Annotated in this window: 12 protein-coding genes; 1 reads left to right on the top strand and 11 read right to left on the bottom strand. The window is 67.9% G+C overall.

Going from position 1 to position 11,654, the window contains the following annotated elements; translation table 11 throughout:
• Positions 1 to 175: 175 nt before the first annotated feature.
• The 9 genes from trmD to ffh form a co-directional block, all read right to left on the bottom strand.
• Entirely contained in the window at positions 176 to 1,018 is an 843-nt protein-coding gene (trmD, locus tag LDO13_RS11100; protein WP_224046808.1) for a tRNA (guanosine(37)-N1)-methyltransferase TrmD, read from the bottom strand.
• A complete protein-coding gene (gene rimM, locus LDO13_RS11105; protein ID WP_224046809.1) occupies positions 1,019 to 1,627 on the bottom strand; it encodes a ribosome maturation factor RimM in 609 nt (202 codons plus the stop codon).
• A gap of 132 nt (positions 1,628 to 1,759) precedes the next feature.
• Positions 1,760 to 2,002, bottom strand: a complete 243-nt coding sequence (locus tag LDO13_RS11110; RefSeq protein ID WP_224046810.1) for an RNA-binding protein — start codon at positions 2,000 to 2,002, stop codon at positions 1,760 to 1,762.
• 1 nt (position 2,003) lies between these two features.
• On the bottom strand, positions 2,004 to 2,426 hold the full coding sequence (gene rpsP, locus LDO13_RS11115) for a 30S ribosomal protein S16 (protein WP_224046811.1): 423 nt from the start codon (positions 2,424 to 2,426) through the stop codon (positions 2,004 to 2,006).
• 205 nt (positions 2,427 to 2,631) lie between these two features.
• A complete protein-coding gene (locus LDO13_RS11120) occupies positions 2,632 to 3,069 on the bottom strand; it encodes a hypothetical protein (protein WP_224046812.1) in 438 nt (145 codons plus the stop codon).
• Positions 3,070 to 3,620: 551 nt separating this feature from the next.
• Positions 3,621 to 4,496, bottom strand: a complete 876-nt coding sequence (locus LDO13_RS11125) for a VOC family protein (RefSeq protein ID WP_224046813.1) — start codon at positions 4,494 to 4,496, stop codon at positions 3,621 to 3,623.
• Positions 4,497 to 4,597: 101 nt separating this feature from the next.
• Positions 4,598 to 5,680: an amidohydrolase family protein gene (locus LDO13_RS11130; RefSeq protein WP_224046814.1), complete on the bottom strand. Its 1,083-nt coding sequence runs from the start codon at positions 5,678 to 5,680 to the stop codon at positions 4,598 to 4,600.
• Between the two features lie 104 nt (positions 5,681 to 5,784).
• Positions 5,785 to 6,534 (bottom strand): alpha/beta hydrolase, encoded by a 750-nt coding sequence (locus LDO13_RS11135; protein ID WP_224046815.1) that lies wholly within the window; start codon positions 6,532 to 6,534, stop codon positions 5,785 to 5,787.
• Positions 6,535 to 6,593: 59 nt separating this feature from the next.
• Entirely contained in the window at positions 6,594 to 8,180 is a 1,587-nt protein-coding gene (gene ffh, locus LDO13_RS11140) for a signal recognition particle protein (protein WP_224046816.1), read from the bottom strand.
• Between the two features lie 152 nt (positions 8,181 to 8,332).
• On the opposite strand from ffh, the gene LDO13_RS11145 reads away from it, so the two are divergent.
• Positions 8,333 to 9,727 carry a glucose-6-phosphate dehydrogenase gene (locus LDO13_RS11145; RefSeq protein WP_224046817.1) on the top strand — a complete coding sequence of 465 codons (1,395 nt, stop codon included), beginning with the start codon at positions 8,333 to 8,335 and terminating at the stop codon, positions 9,725 to 9,727.
• Positions 9,728 to 9,814: 87 nt separating this feature from the next.
• On the opposite strand, the gene LDO13_RS11150 is transcribed toward LDO13_RS11145, so the two are convergent.
• On the bottom strand, positions 9,815 to 10,153 hold the full coding sequence (locus tag LDO13_RS11150; protein ID WP_024366371.1) for a P-II family nitrogen regulator: 339 nt from the start codon (positions 10,151 to 10,153) through the stop codon (positions 9,815 to 9,817).
• On the bottom strand, positions 10,150 to 11,511 hold the full coding sequence (locus tag LDO13_RS11155; protein ID WP_224046818.1) for an ammonium transporter: 1,362 nt from the start codon (positions 11,509 to 11,511) through the stop codon (positions 10,150 to 10,152). The genes LDO13_RS11150 and LDO13_RS11155 overlap by 4 nt, the downstream gene beginning before the upstream one ends.
• Positions 11,512 to 11,654 lie beyond the last annotated feature (143 nt).

Consider the following 11,654-nt stretch of genomic DNA (forward strand, 5'->3'; position numbering starts at 1 on the left):
CCCGGGCGCGGATGCGGTCCGGAAATTCCCGCCGAAAATTTGTCAATCCGGCTCCGCCAGGACTTGGCGGGGGCCGGGGTGCTCCGCTGTTGGTGACGCTCCCCCTGTGGCAGGTTCGCACCCAGCAGGCACAAGGACTAATTTTGCCACACCCGGGGCTTTCCAGCCAATCCGGTCAGGCGGAATCCCCGCCGGCGTCGGCGCGGCGGGACAGGTGGCCGTCGACGACGTCGTAGCCGAGATCCGCGAAGGCGGTGCGGTCCGCGCGGGGCAGCTTGGCGGCGTCGAACTCCTCGAGCAGGTCCGGGCGGCGCTCGGCGGTGCGCCGGTACTGCTCGTGCCGGCGCCACTGGGCGATCTTGCCGTGGTTGCCGCTGAGCAGCACCGCCGGGACGTCGCGGTCCCGCCAGCTGGACGGTTTGGTGTAGACGGGGTACTCCAGCAGCCCGTCCGAGTGCGATTCCTCCACGAGGGACTCGGGGTTGCCGACGACGCCGGGCAGCAGGCGGCCGATGGCCTCCACCATGGCCAGCACGGCCACTTCGCCGCCGTTGAGGACGTAGTCGCCAAGGCTCATGGGCCGCACGGTGAAGTGCTCGGCGGCCCATTCCATGACGCGCTCGTCGATGCCTTCGTAGCGTCCGCAGGCGAACACCAGTCGGTCTTCCCCGGCCAGTTCCTGGGCGGCGGCCTGGGTGAACCGCTCCCCCGCCGGCGACGGGACGATGAGGACGGGTTTCGCCGGCCCGGACCCGGCAGCCGCCGGTCCCGCTTCGGCGGAGTCCGGCGTTGCCGCCGCGACGGCTGCCAGTGCCTGCGCCCAGGGCTCGGGCTTCATGACCATCCCGGCGCCGCCGCCGTAGGGAGTGTCATCCACGGTCCGGTGGCGGTCCGTGGTGAAGTCCCGGAGGTCGTGGACGTTCAGCTCCAGCAGGCCGTCCTGGCGCGCCTTGCCGATCAGCGAAAGTTCCAGCGGTGCCAGGTACTCAGGGAAGATGCTGACGACGTCGATCCTCATTTAGGCGTTGTCTCCGGCGTCGGCACGGTCTTCGGAATCGCTGGCGCCCGCGGGCTTCGGCTGGTCTTCCGGATTGTCCTCCGGCTTGGCCTCGTCCTCGGCGTTGACTTCAAAGAGTCCGGGCGGCGGGGTGACCACAACGTAGCCTTCGCCGACGTTAACCTCGGGGACGATCTGCTCCACGAAGGGGATCAGGACTTCCTTGCCGTCCGTCGCGGTGACCACAAGCAGGTCCTGCACGGGGAGGGTGTGGAGGCCGGAAACCTTGCCCACCACCTGGCCGCCGACGCGGACTTCCAGGCCCTCGAGCTCGTGCTCGTACCAGCCCTCGTCGTCGTCATCGTCCTCGAGTTCTTCGGTTTCGATGAACAGCTTGGCTCCGCGGAGGGTCTCCGCCTCGTTGCGGGTCTCAATCTCCTCGAAGGCGAGCAGCAGGATGTCTTTGTTCCAGCGGGCGCTCTCGACGGTCAGCGGGCCGGCCGAGGCCGGCTCGACGACGAACTGGGTGCCGGGGACGAAGCGGTCGCCGGGAGCATCGGTGAGCACCTGGACGGTCACTTCGCCGCGGATGCCGTGGGGCTTGCCGATTCGTGCCACCTGAAGCTGCATCTGTTCCTCTGTTCGGGGTTGGTGAGTCTGTGGGTCTACTGGTGAAGACCGGGAAATCCGGGAAAAACAGTCCGGCCCCTCCACCATTATCTGGTGAAGGGGCCGGACTCAAGACAAGTGTTGCTGAAGGCGTTACCGGCGGCGGTCGGTGTCGACGACGTCGACCCTGACCGGCTCGCCGTCCGCCAGTGCTGCCACCACAGTGCGCAAAGCACGTGCGGTGCGGCCCTGGCGGCCGATCACCCGTCCGAGGTCGTCCTGGTGAACGCGCACTTCGAGGGTGTCCCCGCGGCGGTTGTTCTTCGCACTGACCTTGACATCGTCAGGACTGTCAACGATCCCGCGGACGAGATGTTCGAGCGCTTCGGCCAGCAATTTACTCGGCCTCGGTGGTCTCTGCGTCGGCGTCGGCGGGAGCCTCGGCTGCGTCGTCCTTCTTGGCCTTCTTGGTGATGGCTTCCGGGATGATCACGGAACCCTTTTCCGGGGTAACGAAGGCAGCCTTGGGCGCCTTGGTCTTCAAGGTGCCCTCCTGGCCCGGGAGACCCTTGAACTTCTGCCAGTCACCAGTGATCTTGAGGATCGCGGCGACCTGCTCGGACGGCTGTGCGCCGACGCCGAGCCAGTACTGGGCACGGTCCGTGTCGACCTCGATGTACGAGGGCTCTTCGGTCGGGTGGTACTTGCCGATCTCTTCGATCGCACGGCCATCACGCTTGGAGCGTGCATCCATGACGACGATACGGTAGTACGGTGCGCGCATCTTGCCGAAGCGCTTAAGGCGAATCTTTACGGCCACTTTTGTGGTCACTCCTGTTTCTGAAACGGGGTCGAGCCCGGCGTTCTGCACCCGTGGGGCGGGCCATACTAGGGGGTTCTAAAAGGACAAGATCCGGACGCGGAGAGAGGGGCCACGCAGATCAAGTACCTGTTTATTGTGCCAGATCAGCGGCGGGATTTCGACTTGACACCCGCAACCGGTCCATTTAGGGCTCCAATCGGCGTCAGGAAGTCCAGACGTAGAGGCCGGATTTGCTGGCGGGGTCGATGGCGGCGGCCAGTTCGGCAAGCTGCCGGACGTAGCGGGCGGCCTGCTCCGCACCGAAGGGCATGTCCTCCTCGGCGGCCCAGCTTTCGGCGACGTCGTCCAGGACGACTTCCTCGCCCTCGGTCTCATAGGTGAGCAGCTCGGCGAGGGCGCGGACCATCGCCGGCGGGACGCCGAGCAGGGAGTCGCTGGCAACATCCACCATGGCAAGCTCGTAGTCGGCGCCGGCGGCATGGACGGCGGTGCCGGCCAGATCGCCCAGGCGCTCGACTTCGAAGTCCGTGATATCCGCAATACGGACGGCGCCGGGGGCCGCAGCAGCCCCGCCGTCGAGGGCGGTGGCACGCTTGAGGGCTTCGTCGTGGGTGGAGACAAAGACTTCGGTGAATCCCATGGAACTCGTCCTTAGCTGTTCGGCGGCGCTGGTCCGCTGTTTTTGGCGTCGCTTCAGCCTAGCCGTTCTTGCATGAGCCGGAGCCCGAACGGGACATGCCCTCCCCTGCCCGTGACCGATGGACATAAGGCCACCATGCCCGCCCCTGGCCGCGAAAAGTGGACATGCTCCCCACCCCCGTCCGCGAAAGGTGGACATGTTCCCCTCTACCGGCAGCTCAAGCCGTGCTCGGACGGGACATGCCCTCCCCTGCCCGTGACCGATGGACATATGGTCACCATGCCCATCCCTGGCCGCGAAAAGTGGACATGCTCCCCGGTCCCGTCGGCGAGCAGTGGACATGTCCTCCGCCTACCTGGTCACGCGCTGACCCACTCGCCCGGCATGGTGGACATGCCCTCCCGAGACCTGCACGAATGGACATAAAGTCACCATGCCCATTCGCTTACGTCAGCGCTGGACATGTCCCCTGGACCGAACCCACCCGGCAGGCAGGGAGGCAGTGGCAGGGGCCAGCCGTGCGGGCGGCGGCGCCGGCGCCGGGCGTGCCCCTAGCGGACCGCGACTCGGATCCGGTTGCGCCAGGGATCCTCGAAGCGCAGCTCGGCTCCGGTGTGGTGGGACTGGACACCGGCAGCCTTGAGGCGGTCGGCAAGGGCGCCGACGTCGTCGCCCGCCGGCACTTCGATCAGCACCTCGCCGAGGCCCAGGGTGTCGCGGCGGGGGCCCGCGCCGCGGCTGTTCCAGACGTTCATGGCCATGTGGTGGTGGTAGCCGCCCGCAGAGACAAAGAGCGCCTGGCCGTGCCAGCCGGCGGTCTTTTCGAAGCCGAGCGTTCCCACATAGAAGTCCTGGGCGGACTGGACGTCGCCGACCTGCAGGTGGACGTGCCCGACGCCGGCATCCGCCTCGCGCTGGCCGGCGAGCGAGGCCTCGGTGAGGTGCTGCTCGAGGTAGCGCTGCGGAGGAAGAGCGAGGCTGTCCATCACGACGTTCTTGCCATCCCAGGACCAGGCGTCGCGGGGCCGGTCCCAGTAGAGCTCGATGCCGTTGCCTTCGGGGTCGTTGAAGTAGAAGGCCTCACTGACTAGGTGGTCGGCGCTGCCGGTGAAGGACTGCGGCTCGTACTGGGCGGCGGACGCCACGGTGGCGGCGAGGGCCGGCTGGTCGTCGAACAGCAGGGCGGTGTGGAAGAGGCCGGCCTCGCCGCGGGACGGCAGGTTCAGCCCGGGGGCCGGTGCCAGGTGGACCAGCGGCTTCCGCTTGCGTCCGAGGTAGAGCCCGCCGTCCTGCTCGGCCACGACGTCGAGGCCAAGGGCGCGCTGGTAGTAGTCGGTCATCACCTTCATGTCGCCGACCTTGAGCATCACGGTGCCCATGGTGAGTTCAGCGGGAAGGAGGTCCTGGGTGCTGGCTTCTGCGGTCATTTCATCGCTCCGATGCGTCGGCGGCCACCGTCCGTCGATGACCCTTCATAGATATAAATTACTTGAAGCTTCAATTTATTCCTAATGGAGCGGGCAGGTTCCTAGCGGACCACTTCTCCGCGCAGCACGATGTTCTTGAGCTCCTGCAGGGTCGCCAGGTTCCTGCGCGGGTCCTCGACGCAGACCACGACGTCCGCGCTGGCACCGCCGGTGATGCCGTCCGCTCCCAGCCAGTCCCGCGCAGCCCAGGCGCCGGCGTCGAGCGCTGCCGCGGCCGGGAGTCCGGCGGCGTGCAGCGCCTGGAGCTCGTCAACGATCCGCCCGTGTTTGATGACGCTGCCGGCGTCCGTTCCGGCGTAGATGGTGACGCCGGCTTCGTACGCCTCAAGGACGCGTTCTGCCCGGCGCTCCCAGAGCGAGCGCATGTGCGCGGCATAGCGCGGGAACTTCCCCTCTGCCTGCGCGGCGATGTCCGGGAAAGTGGCGATGTTGATCAGGGTCGGGACGATCGGCACGCCCTGCTCGACGAACCGCGGGATGTGCCGGGGAAGCAGCCCGGTTCCGTGTTCGATGCAGTCGATCCCGGCGTCGAGCATGTCATCGAGCGTGTCCTCGGCGAAGCAATGCGCCGTGACGCGGGCACCCTCATCGTGGGCCGCCTCGACTGCGTCCTTCAGCGTCCGGGCCGGGAAGCTGGCGGCCAGGTCACCGGCGTCCCGGTCGATCCAGTCCCCCACGAGCTTGACCCACCCGTCCCCGGCGCGGGCCTGCTTGCGCACTGCCTCCACCAGGTCCAACGGCTCAACCTCGACGGCGAAGTCCCGGAGGTACCGCCGTGTCCTCGCGATGTGGCGGCCGGCGCGGATGAGCCGCGGCAGGTCGGCGCGCTGCTGGATCCAGCGGGTGTTGTGCACTGCGCCGGCGTCGCGGACAAGCAGGGTTCCGGCGTCGCGGTCGGCCAGGGCCTGCCGCTCCGCAACGTCATCCGGGACGTCCCCGCCCGGGCCAAGACCGATGTGGCAGTGCGCGTCGACCAGTCCGGGGATGACCCAGCCGTCCAACACCAGGTCCGGAGCGGCGGAGGGCCGATGGAACGTGAGGAGACCGTCGACGGACCACAGGCCGTGATGCTCCGTGCCGGGTCCGGTGAGGACGGTGCCGCTGAATTCGATGGTGCGGGTCATGGCTTAAAGCCTAAGCTCCATGCCGGGAACGCCCGGGGCCCAGCTCCGCATCGGGCAAACGGTCGGCCTCCGCCTCGAGGAGCGGACGGCAGCCGCCGCACCGTTCAGGACGCCTGGGCGTGCTGCTGCCGGCCGACGTCGGCGATGAACGTCCGGATGACCCGGTTGCCTTCCGCTGAATCCTGGGGCCGGTGCCCGCCTGCCGCGATGCGGTGCAGGGCGCCGGTCTCGCGCAGGTAGCCCGCGATCTCCTCGTAGAGCGGTTCCCAGCCTCCGGTCAGGACCAGCGTGGGGACGCCGGGGACGATCTGCAGCGGGGCTTCCCACGGCGGGGCTTGCAGGCGCAGGCGACGCGCCTCCCGCTGGTCTTCCGGGCGCGGGGCGCCGAGGGTCGCTTGGGCGGGTGTGTGGGCGGCGAACACCCGGCGGACGAATTCGCGGTGGAAATCCTCGTCGCTGAGGTGGTGGCGGACCTCAAAGAGCGGCTGCATCAGGGCGCGGTGCGCCGCCGAGGCAGGCAGCTCCGCGGTGAGCGAGAGGCAGGCCGGTTCCACGAGGGTCAGCGACTGCACCAGATCGGGGCGCTCGACGGCGGCCATCATCGCCGCGATGGCCCCTTGCGAATGGGCCACGACGTGGCCGCCGGCCGCGCCGCGGCCGTCGTCAGCCAGGGCGCCGAGGACGATGCCGGCGTCGGCGGCAAAGTCGGTTTCCAGCGGTTCCTCGACGGGGTCAAAGCCGTGGCGGCGCAGGAACAGCGCATCGTAGTTCAGCGCCATTCCGTGCTGTTTCGGCCACGCAGCAGCGCCGAAGCTGCCCGCCCCGTGGACGAAAACTACGCGCTGCTTGAACATGGTCTAACCCTATGGCACCGGCCCCACAATGGGGCCGCCGACATCTCGGCCGGACGGGGCTATTTGCCGCCGCCGAGGAACTTGTCGAAGCCCTTGGGCAGGTTCAGCTGGGAGGGGTCGAAATCCCCGCCCTGCTGGCCGAACGCGGCCCCGGTCGGAAGGGCCTTGGCGCCTGCGGCCCGCCGCGCCTCGGCGTCCTTGAGCTCCTGTGCGGCCTTGGCCGGGTTGCCGGAGCGGGCCTTCTTCTTCGGCGCGGCCTTGGCGCCCTTGCGGGCCCCGCCGCCGCCCATGCCTGGCATCCCCGGCATTCCGGGCATGCCGCCGCCGGCCGCCATCTTCTTCATCATCTTCTGGGCCTGGGCAAAGCGCTCCAGCAGGCCGTTGACCTCGGAGACGTGCACGCCGGAGCCGCGGGCAATACGGGCCCGGCGGGAACCGTTGATGATCTTGGGCGCGACGCGTTCGTGCGGCGTCATGGAACGCACGATCGCCTCGACCCGGTCGATCTCGCGTTCGTCGAACTGCTCGAGCTGCTGCCGGATGTTCTGCGCCCCGGGCATCATCATGAGCATTTTCTTCATGGAGCCCATGTTGCGGATCTGCTGCATCTGGGCCAGGAAGTCGTCCAGGGTGAAGTCTTCCTGGTCGGCGAATTTCTTCGCCATCCGGGCAGCCTCGTCCTTGTCCCAGTTCTTCTCGGCCTGCTCGATCAGGGTGAGCACGTCACCGAGGTCGAGGATGCGTGAGGCCATGCGGTCCGGGTGGAAGAGCTCGAAGTCGTCCAGGCCCTCGCCGGTGGACGCGAACATCACGGGCTTGCCGGTGATGGAGGAGACGGACAGCGCGGCACCGCCGCGCATGTCGCCGTCGAGCTTGGAGAGCACAATGCCGGTGAAGTTGACGCCCTCGTCGAAGGCCATGGCCGTGTTGACGGCGTCCTGGCCGATCATGGCGTCGACCACGAACAGCACTTCGTTCGGGACGATGGCGCGGCGGATCTGGCGCGCCTGCTCCATCATCTCGGCGTCGACGCCGGTCCGGCCGGCGGTGTCAACGATCACGACGTCGTGGAGGGTGCGGCGGGCTTCCTCGACGCCGGCGCGGGCGACGGCGACCGGATCGCCGGCCGGGTGGTCGAGTTCGGTCGAGGTGGCGCCCGGGTGCGGGGCGAAGACCGGCACGCCGGCACGCTGGCCGACGACCTGGAGCTGGGTCACCGCATTGGGACGCTGCAGATCGCAGGCCACCAGCATGGGGCTGTGGCCCTGCGCCTTGAGGTGCTTGGAGAGCTTCCCGGCCAGGGTGGTCTTACCGGCACCCTGGAGGCCGGCGAGCATGATGATGGTGGGCCCGGTCTTCGCGAGGCGGATCCGGCGGGTCTCGCCTCCGAGGATCTCGACGAGCTCCTCGTTGACGATCTTCACGATCTGCTGGCCCGGGTTCAGCGCCGCGGAAACCTCGGCGCCGAGGGCACGCTCGCGCACACGTCCGGTGAACTCGCGGACCACGGGCACGGCGACGTCGGCGTCCAGGAGGGCCCGCCGGATTTCGCGGACCGTGGCGTCAACGTCCGCCTCGGTCAGGCGGCCCTTGCCACGGAGATTCTTGAAGGTTGCTGTCAACCGGTCAGAGAGTGAATTGAACACGCGCCGTGCACTTCTTTCAGTGGATCTACGGATGGCGGCCGGTCCGGCACGCCAGCGTCGCGACTGAAGTTCGCCTGAACGAACCGCCTCGACAACGGGACTCGACTATCTAGGGTACCAAGACGGGCGTTCAAGATGGCATGCTGGCGTAGGTGACCAGCAAAACAACTGTAAAAACCCTGCTCATCCTGGGCGCCTCGGGCGACCTCACCGGCAGGCTCCTGCTGCCGGGACTGGCCAGGCTCGTATCCCGGGGCCGCGCCGACGGCCTGACACTGGTGGGTGCCGGCTCGGATGCCTGGACCCCGGACCAGTGGACGGAGCGCCTCGAAGCGTCCTTCGCCGACGCCCACTCCCAGGCCGAGGCCCCAGGCCGCCGGGAGCTGAAGCGGATCAGGGAAACCACCAGCTACCATCAGCTCGACGTCACCGCCGACGGCCAGCTGGCCGGCCTGCTGGCGCAGCTCGAGGGACCCGTGGCCATCTACTTCGCCCTGCCGCCGAGCGTCAGCCAGCTGGCCTGCGAGGCGCTGGCCCCCGGCCAGGTGCCCGCCGGGACGCGGCTGGTCATGGAGAAGCCCTTCGGATCCAGCGAAGAGTCCGCCCGCCACCTCAATGCAACCCTCGCCGCGCTGGTTCCGGAGGACCACATCCACCGGGTGGACCATTTCCTGGGCAAGGCGACGGTGCTGAACATCCTGGGCCTGCGCTTCGCCAACACCTTCCTGGAGCCGGTGTGGAACCGCGAGCATATCGAAAAGGTCGAGATTGTCTTCGACGAAGACCTCGCACTGGAGGGGCGCGCCCGCTACTACGACGGCGCCGGCGCCCTGCGCGACATGATCCAGAGCCATCTCCTGCAGATCATGGCGCTCCTGGCGGTCGAACCGCCGGCGTCGGTGGATGAGCGGGACCTCCGCGACGCCGTGGCCACTGTACTGCGCGCAAGCAGCATCAAGGCGCCCTATGCAAAGAGCACACGCCGCGCCCGGTACACCGCAGGATCCATCGGCGGCCGGGCGGTGCCGGACTATGCCAAAGAAGAAGGCGTCGACGCCGACCGGGGCACCGAGACGCTCGCCGAGGTCGAGGTGGAGATCGACAACTGGCGCTGGCAGGGCGTCCCGTTCATCCTGCGGTCCGGCAAGGCCCTGGGAAACAAACGCAAGGAGGCCGTGGTGACTTTCCGGCCGGTACCGCATTTGCCCAAGGGCTTCACCGGGGTGGACTCCCCAAACCAGCTGCGGATCGGTTTCGGGCCGGACACCCTGCAGTTCGACGTCGACGTGAACGGCCCCGGCGACATCCTCAGCCTGGACCGCGCCACCCTCAAGGCCGAGCTGAGCGCCTCGGCACTTCTGCCCTACGGGGAGGTCCTGGAGGGCGTCCTGACCGGTGATCCCCTGCTCTCAGTCCGTGCCGACACCGCGGAAGACTGCTGGCGCATCCTGGAGCCCGTCCTCAAGGCCTGGGCGAGGGGCAGCGCGCCGCTGGAGGAGTACGCCGCCGGGAGTGACGGGCCGGAGGGTTGGCCGGACGCTGGGTGAAGCGGCCAGACGCAAAAGCAGGCCGGGTCCCTTTCCAGGGTCCCGGCCCGCTTCGCTGTTTGAAGCTTCGCCGTGTGCAGCTGCTGGCTAGATGGCAGCCGATCCGCGTTCACCGGTGCGGACCCGTACTGCCTCGAACACATCCATCGTCCAGACCTTGCCGTCTCCGGCGCGGCCGGTGTTGGAGCTGGCGATGATGACATCCAGGATGTCGTCCGCCTGTTCATCGGTGGCCAGGACCTCTACCCGGATCTTGGGGAGCAGGTCCACGTTGTACTCGGCGCCGCGGTACACCTCGGTGTAGCCCCGCTGCCGGCCGTAGCCGCTGGCCGCGCTGACCGTGAGGCCCTGCACGCCGTAGGCTTCGAGCCCTTCGCGGATGGTGTCGAGCTTTTCCGGCCGGACGATTGCTGTGATCAGTTTCATGCCTCCACACTTTCCTTGCCTGCGGTCTTCTTGCCATTGGACGACGCGTCCACCGTCTCGGCGGCCGGGGCCGTTGCCGCCTGGGCCTTGCCGGTGATGAGTTCGTGCAGCGGGGTGAAGCTGCCGCCGTGGCCGCCGACACCGAATTCGTAAGCCGTTTCGGCGTGCAGGCTGAGGTCCACGCCCACCACTTCCTGCTCCTGGGAAACCCGGAAGCCCATGGTCTTGTGGATGGCGTAGGCGATGATCGCGGTCATGATTGCGGAGTAGGCGATGGCGATACCGGCCGCTGCGAGCTGGGCCCAGAGCTGGGTGAGTCCGCCGCCGTAGAAGAGGCCGCCGCCGACGCCCTCAACCGGGAGGGCGATGAAGCCCAGTGCCACGGTGCCGATGATGCCGGACACCAGGTGGACACCGACGACGTCGAGCGAATCGTCAAAGCCCCAGCGGAACTTGAGGCCGACGGCGAGGGCGGAAGCCGCACCGGCGACGAGGCCGAGGCACAGTGCGCCGACCGGGCTGACGTTGGCGCAGGCCGGGGTGATGGCAACGAGGCCGGCAACCACACCGGAGGCGGCGCCGAGCGAGGTCGGGTGACCGTCGCGGACGCGCTCCGTGATGAGCCAGCCGAGCATGGCTGCGGCGGGGGCTGCCAGGGTGTTGACCCAGATCAGGCCGCCCTGTTCCGCCGTCGTCGCTGCGCCGCCGTTGAAGCCGAACCAGCCGAACCACAGGATTGCTGCGCCGAGCATCACGAACGGGATGTTGTGCGGGCGGTGGTTGGGGTCCTTGCCGAAGCCCTTGCGGTTGCCGATGATCAGCACGAGGATCAGCGCGGCAACACCGGCGTTGATGTGGACCACCGTGCCGCCGGCGAAGTCAATCGCGGGGCCGAGGGCCTGGCCGATGGCGCCTTCCGGGCCGAACAGCCCGCCGCCCCAGACCATGTAGGCCAGCGGGCAGTACACCAGTGTGACCCAGACCGGGACGAAGACCGTCCAGGCGCCGAACTTGGCGCGGTCAGCGATCGCGCCGCTGATCAGTGCGACGGTGATGATGGCGAAGGTCGCTGCGTAGCCGACCTTGATCAGTCCGTCAGGAGTGTCGATGCCCTCCAGCCCGAAGGTGGCGAACGGGTTCCCGACCATCTGCATGAAGCCCTCGCCGGAGCTCATCGAGGCGCCCCAGAGCACCCAGACCACACCGACCATGCCGATGGAGATGAAACTCATCATCATCATGTTCAGTGCAGCCTTGGCGCGCGTCATGCCGCCGTAGAAAAATGCGAGTCCTGGTGTCATGAACAGCACGAGTGCCGCCGCCACCATCAGCCATACGTGACCTGCGGTAAGTTCCATGGTGCACGTCCTCCCTTGCTTAGATGCGAATCTATGGGTGTTCTTGCGGAGTTCTCCGCATGCCTCAACGCTGTTTGCGTTCTAAGAAGAGTTTGTCCGGGGCGTGTTTCACCGGGAGAGGATTTAGATTGCCGGGTTGTTAC

Origin of the sequence: Arthrobacter sp. NicSoilB4 (genome assembly GCF_019977335.1) — a bacterium.
Lineage (GTDB): Bacteria > Actinomycetota > Actinomycetes > Actinomycetales > Micrococcaceae > Arthrobacter.

Bases quoted from the DNA above. Each gene is read 5' to 3' on its own strand.
- trmD (WP_224046808.1), bottom strand. From the start codon at position 1,018: ATGAGGATCGACGTCGTCAGCATCTTCCCTGAGTACCTGGCACCGCTG.
- rimM (WP_224046809.1), bottom strand. From the start codon at position 1,627: ATGCAGCTTCAGGTGGCACGAATCGGCAAGCCCCACGGCATCCGCGGC.
- LDO13_RS11120 (WP_224046812.1), bottom strand. From the start codon at position 3,069: ATGGGATTCACCGAAGTCTTTGTCTCCACCCACGACGAAGCCCTCAAG.
- LDO13_RS11125 (WP_224046813.1), bottom strand. From the start codon at position 4,496: ATGACCGCAGAAGCCAGCACCCAGGACCTCCTTCCCGCTGAACTCACC.
- LDO13_RS11130 (WP_224046814.1), bottom strand. From the start codon at position 5,680: ATGACCCGCACCATCGAATTCAGCGGCACCGTCCTCACCGGACCCGGC.
- LDO13_RS11135 (WP_224046815.1), bottom strand. From the start codon at position 6,534: ATGTTCAAGCAGCGCGTAGTTTTCGTCCACGGGGCGGGCAGCTTCGGC.
- LDO13_RS11150 (WP_024366371.1), bottom strand. From the start codon at position 10,153: ATGAAACTGATCACAGCAATCGTCCGGCCGGAAAAGCTCGACACCATC.
- LDO13_RS11155 (WP_224046818.1), bottom strand. From the start codon at position 11,511: ATGGAACTTACCGCAGGTCACGTATGGCTGATGGTGGCGGCGGCACTC.